This is a genomic window from Massilia sp. CFBP9012 (assembly GCF_034045115.1).
Taxonomy (GTDB): domain Bacteria; phylum Pseudomonadota; class Gammaproteobacteria; order Burkholderiales; family Burkholderiaceae_D; genus Telluria.
The window spans coordinates 1-16,913 of the sequence record NZ_JAXCWM010000008.1; the positions used below are offsets into that span (position 1 = coordinate 1).

Consider the following 16,913-nt stretch of genomic DNA (forward strand, 5'->3'; position numbering starts at 1 on the left):
GGTCACCGATGCCAACGCCGCCTATCCCGCCTTCGCCCGTGCCCATGGCATTGCGCACCAGGCCGTCAATCTCAGCACTGGCGAACGCGTCCGCAAAGGCGCCGAGGGCGCCATCCACGTTCAAAATGTGAACGCCTACCACCGGCGTTTCAAGGAATGGCTGGCGCGCTTCCATGGCGTGGCGTCGCGCCGCCTGCCCAACTATCTGGGCTGGCATTGGGCGCTCGATGGCGGCCGAGTCACTTCTGTCGAGCAATTGCTGTGCAGCGCATTCGGGGTCATCAACAGATAACGATGACAGCGCCTAGAACAAGCCAGTCGGCTGAAAACGGGCCGCATCGGCCGATTTTCTGCCAGCCCGGTTAGATAGCGGCATGCGTGATAGTGGCAGGCTCTACCCTCGAAGCAAGGTGGGTGCGGCAACGCACAGACCCTCGCTGGCCACCTGACTATTCTGGACTCATACTTTTGTCAGGAGAACAACATGAATGCTAACCGTAAATTTATCGTCGCCTTGCTGGCGACCGGCGCGCTTCTCACTGGCTGCGCCAGCAACAGCTCCCAGCCATACGGCAACAACGCTGGATACGGCTCGGGCGGCAGCACAGCCTCGGCCGGCTATGGTGTGATCGAATCGATCCAGGTGGTCCAGGGCGAAAACCGCACCAGCGGCGCTGGCGGCGTGCTGGGCGGCGTGGTCGGCGCACTGGCCGGCAGCCAGATCGGTAGCGGCGGCGGCCGTACCGCGGCCACCGTGGCCGGCGGCCTGGCTGGCGCCGTCGTTGGCAACAACGTCGAGAAGAACCGCAATGCCCCGGGCCCGGAGATGTACCAGATCAATATGCGCATGGATAACGGCGAATACCGCGCCGTGAACCAGGACAGCGCCTACGATCTGCGCGTGGGCAACCGCGTGCGCATCGTCGACGGCCGCGTCTACCGCTACTGATCCACCGGCATGAGACAGCTGGAGACAAGCATGGCTACTCTCACCCGCATCGTGCGCGGCGCTTGCGCCTGCGCACTGGCCGGCGCCGCCTTCGCGGCGTCGGCGCACGCATCGGCTCAGGACGCGGCGCCAGCCGGCACCGACGCGACCGTCAACCCGACCGTCGCCCGTCAGCAGGCCCACGAAATTGCAAAAGGCGATCCACCGCGCTGGTACCGCGACGATCCGGCGCAGCAAACGCTGCGCAAGGAACTCGGCGCGGCGCTGCAGGAAGCGCAGAACGCCTGCCGCAAGGCGCCGACGGCCGAACGCAAATCGTGCATGCAAGAGGCGCGCGCCACCTGGCAACGCGAAACGGCGCAACTCGGCAAGTCGATGCCGCGCCAATAAGAACCTACCGGGATAGGTTCTAAGTTCCAGGCGCAGCAACGAAAGCGGCCATCCCGATGGCCGCTTTTTTTTCGCCTATTTCTTTTTGCGCCGCGGCGGCAGCGGATACACGTCCGCCACCAGGGTGCTGTCGCCGATCTGGCGACTGGGCGAGGCCGAGTCGTGCACCACCAGCAGCCCCTCCTCGCGCCCGTCGTGGCTCGAAAACAGTGAAATGCCTTCGGGATGATCGACGCCCTGCCCGAACGGCAGCGCCAGCACGTGTTCGAGCATGTCCCGGCTCACCGCCGAGGCTTTGTCGGGCCTTGCCCCGCCGGGCCAGCGCAGCAAGGTCACCGGCCCGTCGAGATCCATCGACGGCCCGGCCAGGATCAGGAGATCCTTGCCTTGCACGCACAGGTCGCGGATGCCCAGGCCATCCAGGTCAAGAAAATGCTTGCGGTACAGGGTGCCCTCGTCGTCGAGCGGCGCCAGCCTTAGCCAGCCCTCCTCGCCATCGTCGACCGGCGCAATTTCGACGATCGCCGCCCAGCCGCGCAGCACCGGGCCGCGCAAACCCAGGAGCACATGCTTGCCGGCCAGGGCGATGCCCTCGATATCGAAGCCGTTGTCCTTGCCGGGGATGGCAAGGAAGGGACCGAAGTGCTCGTCCTGCCGCAGCAGCCCCGTCAATTCGTTGCCGTGCTCGTCGCCGCGCAGCAGCGCCGCGCTGCGCCGCTTGCCCTTGTGCGTGGCCTCCTTGTGCAGCGTGAAGCCGCCGTCCTGCCTGACAAGGGGAATGCGCGCCAGCAGGTAGCGGTTGGCGTCGGCGCTGACGCTGGCCAGGCGCTTGTGCGTGCGCCGCACGCCGTCGCCCTGGTCCGGCCGCTTGCGGCGCAGGCTGTGCGAGCCGGTCAGCCATAGATAATCGCCATCGCTGGCCAGGCCCTCGATATCGGCTTCGTTGATGCGCTTGCCCTCCTCGTCATGCGGCGGCAGGGGCAGTTGCAGGAAGTCGTGCAGCGCGAACTGGCGGTGTGCGCGCGCAAAACTGGTCTTGCCGCGGCTGTCCTCGGCCGCCAGGGTCAGGCGCTCGATGCTGAGCGACTCGTCGTTGGCCAGCCACAGGGTATCGCCCATGCGCAGGGCCACCGACAGGCCGTTGCGCAATTCCTTGTCGGGACTGAGGTCATTGCGTTCGGGATGGAATTCGAGCAGGACGATATTGGACGGATGCATGTGCGCCTCGCGATCGGTATTGGCCACGTGGCGTCAACGGCCAGCCGCGGCGTGCGTTATATGCCTGGTGCGACAACCGGGGAACTTGCAAGCCCCTGGCAAGCCCGGCTGCTGCGAAGCAGGCTGCCGGCCTGATAAGGCAGCCGACAAAAAAAGACGGCGTCCAATCCCCGATTGCGACGCCGCTCAAGCCCCACCATATTCTGTACCACACGATCCGCCCTGTCGTTCTTGATGGCGGCGCGATCGCTTATGCTCATGTTCCGACTGCTCCAGCCCGTGTTCCGGCTGGCGGTTGCCGCAAGACCTCTTGCGGCAACGTCTGGAATACAGCTTACCCTTATTCTGGTATTTGCTGCGCTCGTTTGCGATTGACGTACCAGCCCAGTGCGCCCAGCACCAGGGCGGCGCCCGCCGCTTGCTTGCCCAGCCGGCGCTGGCGCACGAAATTGATCACGCCCAGCGCATATGGCAACAGTACCGACACATTGGTTCCGGTAGGCTTGAGCATGGCATCGGCCCGGGCACGCAAGGCCCAGGTTGCATGATCCATCGCCGAGTGCAGCATGACTTCGGGCTTGATGCCGTACTGGATGCTGGCCTTCGCATGCGCCACGCCTGCGCGGAAGAATTCGCCTTCACGCAATAGCTCTGCCTTGCGCACCGCTGGATCCAGGCTGTGCTGGTGACCGGCCAATCCTGTCGTTCCGTTTTGATTCTGCATACCTTCTCCCTTGGTGAACGCTTACGTGCACATCGAAAAACCTGCTGCGCGTCGCATTTTCGGTCGGGCCGCGTAGGTCTGCGATGCTCGCTGTACTCAAGTACAGCTGCGCTTCTCGACCGAAACTGCCGCCGCTCGCGACGGTTTTTCGAGGTGCCCTTACATCAACATCTCGCGGTCGTTCTTGAGTTCTTTCATCGTCGCCGGGAAGGCCAGCTTGTTCTGCTTGAGCAGCGCCAGTCCCTTCGTCACCAGCACCGCCGTGATCAGGGCGAAGACCGCAAACATGATCAGCAGGATGGTCCAGCCCATCGACTCCCACGCCAGCGCGACCACCGTCATGGCGCCGAAGGCGATGGCGAACCAGACCGCCAGCACCGCCGCCGCGAAGATGGCCAGCAGCTCGATCACGTGGTTGCGGATCTCGGACAGCTCGAGCGCCGCCAGTTCGACGCGCGAGACAGCCAGCCCGAACAGGCTCTTGAACAGGCTGGAGATGCCGCTGATGACACCAGGGTTGTGTACGATCGCGTCTTGTTTATCCACGTCTATCCCCCGGCGTTATTGCTTGCGGCTCAGCAGGATGCCGAGCAGCACACCGACGCCGGCCGCGATCGCCATCGTGCGCCACGGATTATCCTTAACGTAGACATCGGCCGTGTGGGCCAGTTCCTTGCCCTTTTCCACGGCCTGGGTCGGCAGCAGGCTGGCGCCACCCAGGGCGCGGTCGAGCAGCTCCATGCCGCGTGCACGCAGTTCCTCGGCCTTCTCGCCGGTCAGCGAAGCGGCCGCGGTCAGCATCGACTGGGCATCGCGCACCAGCGCCTTCATGTCGGACTGGGTCGCATAGGTGCTGCCGCTGATCGGGTGCATGCTGCCGTTGGTATTGCGGGAAGTTTCTAGCATGTTCTACTCCTGTCACTGAAAATCATTGAAAAACCGGCCGCGAACAACCCGGGCCAGGGCCGTGACCGTGGCCCGGGCTGGTCGCGGCCGACGACTCACGCCATCAGGTCGCGCAGGTCGTCGGCATGCTCTTCTTCCATCGCCATGATGTCGATGAGCATATTGCGCGTGGTCGGATCCTTGTCGCCGATCGCCGCGATCATCTGGCGGTAGGACTCGATCGCCACCCGCTCGGCGATCAGGTCGGCCCGCACCATCGCCTGCACGTCGTCGGACTCGTCGTACTCCGCATGGCTGCGCGCGGTGAACGTGGACGGGTTGAAGTTCGGCGAGCCATTGAGCTGCACGATGCGTTCGGCGATGCGGTCGGCGTGATCCTGCTCTTGCTGGGCGTGCTCGAGGAACTCGGCCTTGATGTGACCCGTGTTGGGGCCGGCCACCGTGTAGTAATGGCGCTTGTAGCGCATCACGCACAGCAGTTCGGTGGCCAGGGCGTCGTTGAGCATCGCGATGACTGCTTCGCGGTCGGCCTGGTAACCCTCGGTAACGGCGCCGTCATCGAGATTGGCCGCCGCGCGGCGGATCGCCTCGATGTCAAAGCCGTGCGCCAGGTTGTTGGTCTGTTCCATGGTGTTTCCTCAATCAATGTTCAAGGTGGTTCAACGCATTGCTGCGCGAGGGGGAATCTGTGCGCCATCGTTGGACAGCACGATCTCGACGCGGCGGTTCTGCTGGCGGCCGGAAGCGTTGTCGTTCGACGCCACCGGGAATGCCTGGCCGTAGGCCTTCATCGAAATACGGTCGCGCGGCACGCCCATTTCGCCCAGCGCACTGGCGACCGCGTTGGCGCGGCGCTGCGACAGGTCCTGGTTGTAGCTCGCGCTGCCGGTACTGTCCGTAAACCCTTCGACCAGCACCGTACGGTCCGGGTTCTCGCGCATCACGTCGCCCAGCTTGCGCAGGGTCGACATTCCGTTCGGATTCAGGGTCGCCTGGTTGGTGGCGAACAGCACGTCGCCGATCGTCACCACGTAGCCGCGCTCGGTCTTGACGGCCTGGATGTCGTTCAGCAAGGCTTCCAGGTGGGCGGCGCGCTCGCTCAGGGCGGCGTTCTGCTGCTGGGCGGCCTGGGCCTGCGCCTGGGCCTGCTGGGCGGCGGCGGTAGCGGCTTCGGCATCGCGCTTGGCGCGCTCGGCTTCGGCGGTGCGTGCCTCGAGGCGGACCTGGTCGCGCTGACGTCCGGCATCGGCGATGTCCGCTTCGGCGGCCTTGGCCTTGGCGACTTCCTGCGCAGTGGCGATGCGCTGCTTGGCGACGTAGGCCAGGCGGTCGACGTCTGCCAGGCTTTCGCGGCGGTGCGCGGCCTGGTTGGCCTGGTCCAGCGCCTCGCTGGCCTGCTTGAATTCCATCGGTGCATAGGTCGACACCTGCGGATTGTTGTTGGCGCTGACGAAGTCGGCGCGCGCCTGGTCCAGGGTCGCGGTGGTCACCGGGGCGCTGGCGCAGGCGGCAGCCAGCACGGCGGCGGCCAGGATCGAAACGGCGGATTTACGGTTTTTCATGTTCTTGTTCCTCTTCTTGTTGGAGCGCCGTTCGACGGCGCGGACTCATGCGTTAAATGCGGACGTCAAAGGTTGGTCCTACTGGTTGTTGGCGCGGTCGACTTCCTCGCGCAGCACGCGCAGGTCTTCGTTCAGCTGGGTCGAGGCGGCGGTCGCCTTGGCCGACACGGCTTTGCTCTGCGCCAGCTTGGCATCGGCCTGGGCCTGGACCGCCAGTTCGCGCGCCAGCTTGTAGTCGCGTGCGGCCAGGGCCTGGTTGGCGCGGCCCATCTTGTCGCGTGCGGCGCTGATCTCGGCCGGCGCCAGTTCGGCTGCGCCCGCCGACACGGCGTTCTCGACCGCGTGGCGCGAGACCGCCACGTCGGCCGTCGCGGGGGCCTGGTCTGGGCTCGCGCATGCAGTCAGTGCCAGCACGGCTGCGGCGCAGCTGAGGCGAAGCCCGGTCATCGTTTGATGTTTATTCATCGCATATTCTCCTGGGGAAGTGTTGTAGAGAACGTTATAAACCTGTTATGCCCGGCACTCAGTTCGTTGACGCACATTGATTTCCAAGGCAGCCGAACAGTGCACACGACAGGCCGCGGCTGAAACACCCTGTAACAACACGGCGTGCCGATTGTGTGTTGCCGAACAGATCAAATTTGCAACGGACTCTAGTCTTGAACCAAGTCACCGAGAAAACGACATACCCGAATGAACGGATCAAGCATCAAGCGTTACGCAAGCATTCCAGTCCTGCTGGCCTTCCTGGCCTGCGGACCGCTGGCAGGTTGTGCCTCAGGCATTCCCGGTTTCGGCAGCGTCGAAACCGTCAATGACGAAGCCATCAGTGCCGGCGTGCGCAGCGCCATCAGGCTCGATCCCGAACTGACGGTTTCCGATCTCGATGTCGACACGTACCAAGGCATTGTCCGGCTTAGCGGCTTCGTCAGCTCGGCCGACAGCGTAGCCGCGGCGGCCTCGGTCGCGCGAACCGTCAAGGGCGTCAAATCGGTCAGGAATGACCTGCGCCTGAAGTAACCCCATCTAAGGAGATCATCATGAAAACCATTAAATCGCTGGTAGTGACCGCAACCCTGGCAACCGCCGCCTTCGGCATGGTCGGCTGCTCGAACATGTCGAAGCAGGACCGTAACACCGCCATCGGCGCCGGCGCCGGCGCCGTGCTGGGTGGCGCCGTGAGCGGCGGCAGCGCGCTCGGCACCGTGGGCGGCGCGGCCGTCGGCGGCGTGATCGGCAACCAGGTCAAGACCACCAACTGATCGACGTCCGCGTCCGACAGTAAAACGCCCGGCTTGCCGGGCGTTTTACTTTTACGGAGTCCCCAAAAAGATGATGGAACAGAGGAGCGCGGCGCCGCCGCCAGGTCAACCGGCGCGGCCGTTCGCGACCGGCATGGCGCCGGCTTCCCTCACGATCGCATAGCAGCTGCAGGCCGCCGCGGCCAGGCCATCGGGATCGAGGATCTCGATATTGCCGCGGCTGTAGTCGATCAGGCCTTGCTGCTGCAGCGCACTGGCGGCCTTGGTGACGCCGACCCGGCGCACGCCGAGCGAATGCGCGAGGAATTCATGAGTCAGGTGGAATTTGTCGGATTGCAGGCGGTCGCGCGTGACCATCAGCGAACGCGCCAGCCGCGCCTCGAGCACGTGGAAGCGGCTGCAGACGGCGATCTGGATCGCCTGCGCCAGCAGCGCATCGGTATACCGGTACAGCACCTTCTGCAGCGCTGGATTGCGTTCGACCTCGCTGCGAAAGCGCGCGCCATCCATGCGGCTGGCGTTGCCGGCGCGCTGGACCACGGCGCGCACCTGTGTCGTGTCGTGACCCAGTGCGCTGGTCACGCCCAGCATGCCTTCGCGTCCCACCTGGCCGACCTCGAGCGTCATGCGTCCTTCGGCCACGCCCAGCAGGGACAGCAGGCAATCGTGGGGAAAATAAATGTGCTCGATCGGATCGCCGGCTTCGCACAACACTTGCCCCGCCTCTACCCTGACCTGGTCGAGCAGCGGCAACATGCGCGCCATCTCTTGCGACGGCAGCGCGGCCAGCAACAGGTTGCTGCTGCACTCGGTGACGGGCGGGGGGACGGCAGAGTTCATTCTTTCCTCAGAAAATTGTAAGGATCAGTACGCGGCGCAAGCCGGAAGCGCCCCGTTCCAGATACATTTGCAAACAATTCAGTCAGCGTAACCGTCGCCCCTTGAGCGAGTATGTACGGTGACGCACGGAAGCTCGGGTTGTTCCTGAAGACAATCAACGTACCGCGGCGTCAACGCCATACGAAAGGAATAAAGATGAACACGCCCCCACACAATCCTGTCAAGAATCGTACCCACCCCCTGCTGCTGCTGGCAGCGGCTGCGGTCGTCCTGTTCAGCCTGGTCGGCACCGCCGCCATCATGGGCTGGCTGCCCTCGTCCACCGGCGGCACCGCCAACCGCCAGCTGACCGAAGCCGACCGCCTGGCCCTGGCCTCCACCCTGCCGCAGGACGCCCCCCAGCAGGCGCCGGGCTACGCCGCCTATCCAGGCGCACCGCTCGCGCCGGATCAGCAGGCACAACAGCAAGCCTATGCGCCGGCGCCGGCTCAGCCGCTTGCACCGGTCGCAGCGCCAGTCGTGGCAACGCCGGTCAAGCAAAGCAAGCCGACCCAGGTCGCCGCCAATGAACGCGACTGGTGCTCGAACTGCGGCAACGTTGAATCGGTCCGCACCATCACCCAGCGCGCCGAAGGCAGCGGCCTGGGCGCGGCCGGCGGCGCCGTCATCGGCGGCCTGCTGGGCAACCAGGTCGGCGGCGGCAACGGCCGCACCCTGGCCACCGCGGCCGGCGCGATCGGCGGCGCCGTGGTCGGCAACCAGGTCGAAGGCAATATGAAGGCCACCACCAGCTACGAGATCCGCGTGCGCCTCGACGACGGCACCCTGCGCACCTTCCGCCAGAACAGCCAGCCGCAATGGAGCAGCGGCGACCGCGTCCGCATCGTCAAGGGAAAGCTGCGCTCGGTAGCCTGAATTCAATAGCCTGATTCACTCAGGCTGCATGGCTAGCACATGGCCGGGATTGCGCAAGCGTCCCGGCCAATCTTTTTCCTGAATGCAATGTGCGCCAACGCACGGAATTATGGATGAGCTGACCCGACAATCGAAGCACGCTAAAAACGGATAGCGGGACACCATCAACCGTGGGAGAAGCGCATGAACAGCCTGGCATGGATCGGCATCATCGTCTGGGGAATCTTACTGACTCTGTTCGGCCTGTTGTCGGCCGGGCCGGCGCCCGATGGAAACGCACACCTGCAGCCGCAGGACATCGTGTTCCTGATCGCGGGCGGCCTGCTCACCTGCCTGATCGGCTGCACCGGCCTGGTGGGCATGATGGGCTGGATCCCCGGCTTGCGAAAACAAAAAAGTTGCGTTTAATGTACGTTATCGAACGGTACGCGACTGTTGGCAACTACATACTGGAATCACAGCGCAACCGGCGCAAACAGTAGAGGAGAAACAACCATGTTATATACCATCGCTGTCGTTCTCGTTATTCTTTGGCTGCTCGGCCTGGTGACTTCGTACACCATCGGCGGCTTCATCCACATCCTGCTCGTCGTCGCCGTCATCATGATCCTGGTGCGCCTGATCAGCGGACGCGGCATATAGCAGTAGAATGACAAGTTCCACTTGTCGCAGCACCCAATCCGTTTCGCGGTCGCGCCTGTAACGGCGTGACGACGAAACGGATTTTTTACTTAAGGAGTTCCACAATGCAGAAAAACTTCATCAAAACCACCGCCGCCATCGCCATCGTCGCCCTGACCGCCACCGGTTGCGCCGACATGTCCACCACCCAGCGCGGCACCGCGACCGGCGCCGGCATCGGCGCCGGCCTGGGCGGCCTGATCGGCGGCACGACCAGCGGCGGCGGCGGTGGCCGCGTTGCCGGCGGCGCCGCCATCGGCGCAGCCGCGGGCGCCGTGATCGGCAACATCTGGTCCAAGCGCATGGAAGCGCAGAAGCAGCAGATGGAACAAGCCACCCAGGGCACCGGCGTGCAAGTCACCCAGACCCAGGACAATCGCCTGAAGCTGGAAATCCCGAGCGACATCTCGTTCGACACGGGCCGTTCCGACATCAAGGGCAACTTCCAGCCTATCCTGCAGCGCTTCGCCCAGACCCTGCAAGAAAACCCGAACACCAACGTCGTCATCATCGGCCACACCGACAGCACCGGCAGCGATTCGATCAACCAGCCATTGTCGGTCGACCGCGCCTCGCGCACCCGCGACTACCTGGCCGGCCGCGGCGTGAACCCGAACCGCATCACCATCGAAGGCCGCGGCTCGCGCGAGCCGATCGCCTCGAACAACGACAACGCGGGCAAGGCACGCAACCGCCGCGTCGAGATCTACGTCGCCGAACCTGCGCGCGGCTGATCCTCTCCCACTAACGAGAAAGGCCGGCAATGCCGGCCTTTTTTGTTGGCGCCCGATCCGTCGTTCCCGCGGAGGCGCACTGGTGTCCGGAATAATTTCGGGCGCTTGAATAAGCCCGCTTCATAGGAAAAACCACGTCGTTCCCGCGGAGGCGGGAACCCAAGTGTGCCCGGCCAGTGGCCTAGAAATCGACCTCCGATGAACGTTCGGGTAACGCAAGAGCATGAACATTCTGTGATTTCACTTGGATCCCCGCCTTCGCGGGGATGACGATGCATACTTTGCGTATAAATATTCCGGACACCAGTGCGCGGAGGCGGGAACCCCAGTTCACGTGCGTGGCGATGACGTCAATCGTCGTGGCTGCACATGAAACTTGGGTCCCCGCCAAGGCGCCCGGCGAGGGCGGGGACGACGTGGTGAGTGGTCAACCCGCTTCGGTAAACGCCAGGTACAGCTCGCGCGCCTGGCGTGCGACCGGGCCGGCTTCGAGCGTACGGTCCTCGTAGCGGGTGCACGGCGTGACCTTGCCATAGTTACCGGTGCTGAAGATTTCGCGCGCGGTATTCAGTTCGGTGGCCTTGACGCTGCGTTCTTCGACCTGCACACCGGCCTCGGCCAGCAGCGCCATCACGCGCGCACGGGTGATCCCGGCCAGGAAGGTGCCGTTCAGCGCCGGCGTCACCACCTTGCCGTCTTCAGTCACCAGGAACAGGTTCGAGGCCGCGAATTCAGCCACATGGCCTTCGGCGTCGAGCATGATGGCCTGCTCGAAGCCGCGCTCTTTCGCTTCGCGCATCGCGCGGGTCGAGTTGGCGTACAGGGCCGACGCCTTTGCATCGGTCGGCGCCATATTCGGCTGCGGACGGCGCATGGTCGACAGGCAGGCGGAGAAACCGGTGAACGGCGGCAGCGGCGCATCGAACAGGGTCAGCGCGAACTGGCTTTTCTCGGCGACCGGGATCAGGAAACCTTCGGAACCGAATACCAGCGGACGGATATACAGTTCGGCATCAAGCGGGAATTTGGCCACGCCTTCGCGCACCAGCGCTTCCATCTCTTCGACCGTCAGCGGACAGCGCAGGCCCAGTTTTTCGGCGGACGTGATCACGCGCTCCAGGTGAGGGCGCAGGTCGGGCAGCTTGCCGCGGATCGCGCGCGCGCCGTCGAACACGGACGAACCGAGCCACAGGCTGTGGTCCATCGCGCCATACAGGGGGGTGTTACCTTCGGCCCATTGGCCGTTGTAGTAAGTGAGGTACATGGTTTCCTTCATTATTGCAAAACCGTACCAGTGTAGCGGGATCGGCGCCGGCCCGTCCAGGCCGGCCGCACCGCCACACGCCGCCCCGGCTAGCGGCTCTCGTCCAGGAACAAGGGCTTGCGCTCGAAGCCGATGTGGTACACCGCCGTCTGCAGCACCACCTGGTGTTCGCCGACCGTGTGCACGCTGTAGTTCTTTTCGATGCTGAGGATGTAGCCGCGCGGCGTCGACGTCAGGCAGCGGTTCAGCAGCTCCTGCTGCTCCCGCAACGCCTCCTGGCTGCGCATGTTCTGCGGATCGTCGTTACCGACAAGGATGCGGTGGACGTAGCGAATATTCGTGAGCTGGAAGTTAGTGGCAGACATGATCATCGTCTTTCTTCATGGTAGTGGATGGCGGCCGCGGATCACTTGCGGCCAAGGCGCTCGATCATGGCCATGACGGCCTGCATCTGCGGGGCCTGCTTCGTCGCGAAAAGCGCGCCCTGCTGGTCCTGCGAATAGCCCCAGAAATCCCAGCACCCCCTGGGGTTGGCGGGAATGCGACTGGAACGGGACACCTGCGGATACAGCACGATCAGGCGGTTGGCATCGGCAAAGCCGTTATAGCCCACATCCCGGTAGAACCGGCTCCCGATCTGGGAGGCGCCCTGGCTGCAACCATGGAAGACGATGTGCACCGCGCATCCGCCGCCACGGCAGGCGTCCGGCACGTAGACATACGCCTCGGCATCCATGCTGGTGCGCACGCCGCGGACGAATTCACGCTGGTCGAAGCGAATCAGCTGGCCCGATGGCGCGCCGCCGGCCGCCACGGTGCGTTCCGGGTACAGGTGGCGCGGCACATCGTGCGCCTGCACGAAGCCGCAGTTGTTGATGTAGGGTGGCTGGGTGGCCGCGCAGGGCGGGTCGTTGGGATTGGCAGTGGCGATCGCATGGCCGGCCTCGCGGTTGAAGACATACCTGATCTGGCCGGGCGCCGCGCCTGCCTGCTGGTAGAACGTCCGCACCTCTTCCACCACCGAGGTCCTGACCACCACATCGTTGCCGCCGCTGGCGATGTAGACCCGCTGTCGCGCCAGGTTCTGCACCGGATCGATGCGACCGTCGGCGGCGAACATGCGCGCATTCCTGAACGACACCGCGCCATCGGCGCCGACCGGCCGGGCGATCGGGTTCATGCAGGCATCCGCCGCATTCTCCAGCGTGCTGCGCTCGGGATAGGTGCCGGCGCAATAGAAGGGGCCGCCGCCGATGATGCCGACGCCCGCGATCTGGTTCGAATACGCGACCGCGAGCTGGCCGGCCATGAAGCCGCCGGAGTCGAGGCCGGAGCTTGTCGTCTGCCCCAGGTCGGCGCCCAGTGCCGGTAGCGGCACCGCTTGCTGGGCCATGGCGGCGCCCGCAAGGCTCCAGGCCAGCATCACCGTCAGTATTGTTCGTTTCACTTCGTCTCCTTTCGCATGCGGCCGCCGCGGCAACGGCGCCACGCAGCAAATACATGCTCCAAGGAAACGTCAGCAAGAGCAAGCACTATCTCGCGCGACATGCAAATATGCAACTAACAGCGGCTTCATCCACCGACTTACTGTTCGTTGCCACACCATATTTACCGGCCTCGTCGCGTACACTACGGCTTTCCAGTAAAAATTGTTTTCATGCTTGCTACTCTCGAACGGATCGATCCCTACAGCGACGACATCGACCTGCTGGTCGAGTTGGTCTGCCACTTGCGCCCGCGCCAGCGCTGGGTGTGGCAGGACGTGGACGATCCCGCCCAGGCGGTACGCACGCTGACCCAGCTCCTGAAGGGCAATCCAGCCCAGGCCTGGGCGCTGCGCCGCTACATCACGACCCTGCTCGAGAAGCGGCGGCATACCAGTCTTTACAGCGATATCGGCATCCTCTCGAACGACGGCTTCGTCACCGAACTCAAGAGCCGCATCACCTACCGCTTGCTGCCGCCGGCGCTCGACAACCTGTATTTATCGGATGCGCTCGACCAGCTGCTGTACCGCGAGGACGACTACGAATGGATCCGCGCGGTGCCCGACGGCGACTGGATGCAGTTGTTCGACGTGATCGCCAATGCCCCGCCGACCGACGACAGCGCGCCCGGCCGCGCGCGCGTGGTCACGCTCAAGGGCCTGCTGGACGCGATCCGCACCCTGTCCTGCCGCATCTGCGCGCTCGGCCTCGAGCCGCGCCTGGTGCACAGCTACAGCCAGATCGAGAATTTCGATTCGCCCTTCCTGATGCAGAATATCGAGGCCAACCGCTACCTCGACGAATACGCGCGTTACCTGGGCGGCGAGCGCGAACGTCCGGACGACGCGCGCCACCTGCTGGTAATGCTCGACCAGTGCGAGGACGTGGTGCTCAAGATCCGGCGCCTGGCGCTGTCGAACGGCACCAGCATCGCCCTGACTTACCTGCTGGTAGCGGTGCAGCAGAGCATCGACCGCCTGCAAAAACTGCTGTTCCTGGTCGACGTGACCGACGAAAAGGGTTCGACGCCCTCGCCCGCCCCCGCCTCGGCCCATGAAGTCATGGACGAGCTGGTCATCGATGGCGAGGTGCTGCCTTCGGTAGCGCCGCAGGCCGACAAACCGGGCCAGCTGGCGCTGTCCGATGCGCCGCTGCTCACCCCGCGCCAGCACGCCGCGATCTCGCTGGCCGAAGAATTGATCGAAGCCCATAACACCAAGTACCAGGTCAGCGGCCTGGTGCGCGACAACGTGCACCTGCTGGCGCGCAACGTCACCGAGAACGCCAGCCGCACCGGCGAGCACTACATCGCCGAAGACCGCAAGGACTTGCGCAAGATGCTGTGGTCCTCGTCCGGCGCCGGCTTCATCGTCGGCTTCATGGCGCTGTTCAAGATCCTGCTGGGTTACCTGAGGACGCCGCCGCTGGTCGAGGCTTTCCTGTTCAGCATGAACTACTCGCTCGGCTTCGTACTGATCCACATGCTGCACTTCACGGTCGCCACCAAGCAGCCGGCCATGACGGCGCAGCGCATCGCGGCCTCGCTGCACCGCTCCGCCACCGGGCGCGGCATCGACGTCGACAAGCTGGCCGAACTGGTCAACAAAGTGTTCCGCACCCAGATGGTGGCGGTGCTCGGCAATGTGCTGGTGGCCTTCCCCGTGGCCTGGGCGATCGCCGAAGGCGTGCGCTGGTACACCGGCCACCACCTGGTCGACCCGATCAAGGCGCTGCACCTGCTGAACGACATCGACCCGCTGCACAGCCCGGCCCTGTTCTACGCCGCCGTGGCCGGCGTCTGGCTGTTCGTGGCCGGCCTGATCTCGGGCTATTACGACAACAAGGCGCTGTACACCCGCATGGGCCAGCGCGTGCAGCAGATCCGCGGCCTGCGCCGCCTGCTGGGCGCCGAGCGCCTGGCGCGCCTGGGCCGCTATATCGAGGACAATCTCGGCGGCCTGATGGGTAACTTCTTCTTCGGCATCCTGCTCGGCACCACCGGCACCATCGGCTTCCTGCTCGGCCTGCCGATCGACATCCGCCACATCACCTTCTCGGCCGCCAACTTCGCCACCGCGCTGGTGGCCCTGGACTACGGCATGAGCTGGGCCCAGATCGCCAACGCGACCGCCGGCGTGCTGATGATCGGCACCGTCAACCTCTTGGTGAGCTTCGGCCTGGCGCTGTGGGTGGCGCTGCGCGCACGCAAGATCGTCTTCAAGCGCTGGATCCTGCTGGTGCAGGCGCTGGGCCGGCGCTTCGCCTATTCGCCGGTCGAATTCTTCCTGGGGCCGCGGCATCGCCAGTTGCCGCCGCCCGATACCGTGTCCTCGAGGGGAACAAAATGAACAAGAAGCGCTTCGCCGCATGGTTCGGCTTCATCGGTTTCGTCTGCGTGGTCGCCTCATGCAAGGCCCTGCCCGACCGCAGCACCATCGCCGGAGCGCCCGACAAGGCCGTCCCCACCGTCGCCACGCAACGCGGCGAGCTCAAGGACGGACAGGCGGCGGCGCTGCTCAAGCGGCGCTGGGCGCGCGCCTCGCCCGACCTCAAGCAACTGGCGGTGCTCGAAGAGCAGGCGACCGGCGTGCCGCTGATCGCCGGCAACCAGGTCTCGCTGCTGTTCGACGGCCCGGCCACCATGCGCGCCATGATGGAGGCGGCGAAGAATGCGAAAACCTCGATCAATCTCGAGACCTATATCTTCGACCATGACGAGATCGGCGCCCAGTTCGCCGAGATCCTGATACAGAAGCGCGCCGAGGGCGTGACCGTCAACATCATCGTCGACGGCGTCGGCACCTTGTCCACGCCGAAGGAATTCTTCGAGCGCCTGCAGCAGGCCGGCATCAACGTGCTGGTGTTCAATCCGGTGAACCCGACCAAGCGGCCCGGCAAATGGGCGCTGAACAACCGCGACCACCGCAAGATCATGATCGTCGACGGCAAGGTCGCCTTCACCGGCGGCATCAATATCAGCAGCACCTATGCCAATAGCTCGCTGTTCCGCTCGAACAAGCGCGCCGGCAAGGTGAATGAAGAAGACGTCGGCTGGCGCGACACCCACATCAAGATCGAGGGGCCGGCCGTCGGCGCGCTGCAATGGGCCTTCATCGACAACTGGGTGCACCAGGACGCGGGCGAGCTGCCCCAGATCGAGTACTTCCCGAAACTGGCGCCGGTGGGCGAAAAAGTGGTGCGGGTGCTGGCGACGTCGCCCGATCGCGATTCGGAAATCTATAAATCGCTGGTGCTGGCGATCGGCGAATCGAAGAAGTCGATCCACCTGACGGCCGCCTATTTCGTGCCGGACCAGCAGATCGTCGACGGCCTGATCGCGGCGTCCAAGCGCGGGGTCGACGTGCAGCTGGTGCTGCCGGGCGTGTCGGACCACGACTTCATCAAGTATGCGGGCGAGTCGTTCTACCACGAGCTGCTGGAAGGCGGCGTGCGCATCTTCCAGCTGCAGGTGGCGGTGCTGCACGCCAAGACCACGGTGATCGACGGCATGTGGTCGTCGATCGGCTCGGCGAATATCGACCGCCGCAGCTTCATCCACAACTACGAGGTCAATGTGGTGGTGCTCGATCCGCAGTTCGGGCGCGATATGGAAGCGGCGTTCAGGGAAGACTTGCGGCACTCGAAGGAGATCAAGCTCGCGGACTGGAAGCGGCGGCCGTGGAGCGATCGGCTGCGCGAGATGATGTCGAGGCTGACGGAGTACTGGATCTGATGCCGACGGGTCTGATGCTGACGCCCGCATCGATCACCACCGCATGAACGTCGTTCCCGCGAAGGCGGGAACCCAAGGTTGCATGCGCTGCCACTACTGCTAAATCGCGTGGCGGCTTAAAAGGCTTGGGTTCCCGCCAAGGCGCCCGGCGAGGGCGCACTGGTGTCCGGAATAATTTCGGGCGCTTGAATAAGCCCGCTTCATAGGAAAAACCACGTCGTTCCCGCGGAGGCGGGAACCCAAGTGTG

General features: G+C 64.5%; 21 protein-coding genes and 1 pseudogene. 11 read left to right on the forward strand and 11 right to left on the reverse strand.

From position 1 onward, the window contains the following. The 3 genes and pseudogenes from SOM61_RS14330 to SOM61_RS14340 all read left to right on the forward strand — a co-directional run. Positions 1–292: pseudogene (locus SOM61_RS14330) on the forward strand (IS1595 family transposase); the annotation flags it as partial. 192 nt (positions 293–484) lie between these two features. Beyond that, complete coding sequence (locus SOM61_RS14335; protein WP_147937080.1) at positions 485–949, forward strand: outer membrane lipoprotein; 465 nt, start codon at positions 485–487, stop codon at positions 947–949. A gap of 30 nt (positions 950–979) precedes the next feature. Then, complete coding sequence (locus SOM61_RS14340; RefSeq protein WP_320474715.1) at positions 980–1,339, forward strand: hypothetical protein; 360 nt, start codon at positions 980–982, stop codon at positions 1,337–1,339. A 75-nt stretch (positions 1,340–1,414) separates the two neighbouring features. Here SOM61_RS14340 and SOM61_RS14345 read toward each other — a convergent pair whose 3' ends face one another. The 7 genes from SOM61_RS14345 to SOM61_RS14375 all read right to left on the reverse strand — a co-directional run bounded on the left by SOM61_RS14345 (position 1,415) and on the right by SOM61_RS14375 (position 6,214). Further along, positions 1,415–2,584, reverse strand: a complete 1,170-nt coding sequence (locus SOM61_RS14345) for a DUF3616 domain-containing protein (protein ID WP_320474716.1) — start codon at positions 2,582–2,584, stop codon at positions 1,415–1,417. A gap of 313 nt (positions 2,585–2,897) precedes the next feature. Further along, a complete protein-coding gene (locus SOM61_RS14350) occupies positions 2,898–3,281 on the reverse strand; it encodes a hypothetical protein (protein ID WP_147937083.1) in 384 nt (127 codons plus the stop codon). Between the two features lie 159 nt (positions 3,282–3,440). Beyond that, on the reverse strand, positions 3,441–3,827 hold the full coding sequence (locus SOM61_RS14355; RefSeq protein ID WP_208280860.1) for a phage holin family protein: 387 nt from the start codon (positions 3,825–3,827) through the stop codon (positions 3,441–3,443). A gap of 15 nt (positions 3,828–3,842) precedes the next feature. Then, entirely contained in the window at positions 3,843–4,187 is a 345-nt protein-coding gene (locus SOM61_RS14360; protein ID WP_229446495.1) for an ElaB/YgaM/YqjD family protein, read from the reverse strand. 95 nt (positions 4,188–4,282) lie between these two features. Then, the gene (locus tag SOM61_RS14365) at positions 4,283–4,816 is read right to left on the reverse strand and encodes a ferritin-like domain-containing protein (RefSeq protein WP_123069565.1); all 534 of its coding nucleotides are present in this window, start codon (positions 4,814–4,816) and stop codon (positions 4,283–4,285) included. 30 nt (positions 4,817–4,846) lie between these two features. Further along, a complete protein-coding gene (locus tag SOM61_RS14370; RefSeq protein ID WP_320474717.1) occupies positions 4,847–5,749 on the reverse strand; it encodes an OmpA family protein in 903 nt (300 codons plus the stop codon). A 78-nt stretch (positions 5,750–5,827) separates the two neighbouring features. Further along, on the reverse strand, positions 5,828–6,214 hold the full coding sequence (locus SOM61_RS14375; RefSeq protein ID WP_123069563.1) for a DUF4398 domain-containing protein: 387 nt from the start codon (positions 6,212–6,214) through the stop codon (positions 5,828–5,830). A gap of 228 nt (positions 6,215–6,442) precedes the next feature. On the opposite strand from SOM61_RS14375, the gene SOM61_RS14380 reads away from it, so the two are divergent. Both SOM61_RS14380 and SOM61_RS14385 read left to right on the forward strand, forming a co-directional pair. Further along, positions 6,443–6,769 (forward strand): BON domain-containing protein, encoded by a 327-nt coding sequence (locus SOM61_RS14380; RefSeq protein WP_320474718.1) that lies wholly within the window; start codon positions 6,443–6,445, stop codon positions 6,767–6,769. Positions 6,770–6,789: 20 nt separating this feature from the next. Next, entirely contained in the window at positions 6,790–7,011 is a 222-nt protein-coding gene (locus tag SOM61_RS14385; RefSeq protein ID WP_123069561.1) for a glycine zipper 2TM domain-containing protein, read from the forward strand. 105 nt (positions 7,012–7,116) lie between these two features. On the opposite strand, the gene SOM61_RS14390 is transcribed toward SOM61_RS14385, so the two are convergent. After that, positions 7,117–7,851, reverse strand: coding sequence for a Crp/Fnr family transcriptional regulator (locus SOM61_RS14390; RefSeq protein WP_320474719.1), 735 nt, complete (start codon positions 7,849–7,851; stop codon positions 7,117–7,119). Positions 7,852–8,046: 195 nt separating this feature from the next. On the opposite strand from SOM61_RS14390, the gene SOM61_RS14395 reads away from it, so the two are divergent. The 4 genes from SOM61_RS14395 (at position 8,047) to SOM61_RS14410 (ending at position 10,181) form a co-directional block, all read left to right on the forward strand. Beyond that, on the forward strand, positions 8,047–8,766 hold the full coding sequence (locus SOM61_RS14395) for an outer membrane lipoprotein (RefSeq protein WP_320474720.1): 720 nt from the start codon (positions 8,047–8,049) through the stop codon (positions 8,764–8,766). A 183-nt stretch (positions 8,767–8,949) separates the two neighbouring features. Further along, entirely contained in the window at positions 8,950–9,174 is a 225-nt protein-coding gene (locus SOM61_RS14400) for a hypothetical protein (protein WP_320474721.1), read from the forward strand. Positions 9,175–9,261: 87 nt separating this feature from the next. Beyond that, complete coding sequence (locus tag SOM61_RS14405) at positions 9,262–9,408, forward strand: lmo0937 family membrane protein (protein WP_005671362.1); 147 nt, start codon at positions 9,262–9,264, stop codon at positions 9,406–9,408. 104 nt (positions 9,409–9,512) lie between these two features. Continuing rightward, a complete protein-coding gene (locus SOM61_RS14410) occupies positions 9,513–10,181 on the forward strand; it encodes a YiaD family glycine zipper/OmpA-like lipoprotein (protein WP_123069557.1) in 669 nt (222 codons plus the stop codon). Positions 10,182–10,608: 427 nt separating this feature from the next. Here SOM61_RS14410 and SOM61_RS14415 read toward each other — a convergent pair whose 3' ends face one another. From SOM61_RS14415 to SOM61_RS14425, 3 genes are all read right to left on the reverse strand, one after another. After that, the gene (locus SOM61_RS14415) at positions 10,609–11,445 is read right to left on the reverse strand and encodes a branched-chain amino acid aminotransferase (RefSeq protein ID WP_320474722.1); all 837 of its coding nucleotides are present in this window, start codon (positions 11,443–11,445) and stop codon (positions 10,609–10,611) included. 89 nt (positions 11,446–11,534) lie between these two features. Then, positions 11,535–11,810: a hypothetical protein gene (locus SOM61_RS14420; protein ID WP_320474723.1), complete on the reverse strand. Its 276-nt coding sequence runs from the start codon at positions 11,808–11,810 to the stop codon at positions 11,535–11,537. Between the two features lie 41 nt (positions 11,811–11,851). Beyond that, positions 11,852–12,892 (reverse strand): extracellular catalytic domain type 2 short-chain-length polyhydroxyalkanoate depolymerase, encoded by a 1,041-nt coding sequence (locus SOM61_RS14425; protein WP_320474724.1) that lies wholly within the window; start codon positions 12,890–12,892, stop codon positions 11,852–11,854. A 210-nt stretch (positions 12,893–13,102) separates the two neighbouring features. On the opposite strand from SOM61_RS14425, the gene SOM61_RS14430 reads away from it, so the two are divergent. Together SOM61_RS14430 and cls are read left to right on the forward strand one after the other, a co-directional pair. After that, the gene (locus tag SOM61_RS14430; protein ID WP_320474725.1) at positions 13,103–15,280 is read left to right on the forward strand and encodes a site-specific recombinase; all 2,178 of its coding nucleotides are present in this window, start codon (positions 13,103–13,105) and stop codon (positions 15,278–15,280) included. Continuing rightward, entirely contained in the window at positions 15,277–16,665 is a 1,389-nt protein-coding gene (gene cls / locus SOM61_RS14435; protein WP_320474726.1) for a cardiolipin synthase, read from the forward strand. Before SOM61_RS14430 ends, cls begins: the two co-directional genes overlap by 4 nt. Positions 16,666–16,913: the final 248 nt, after the last annotated feature.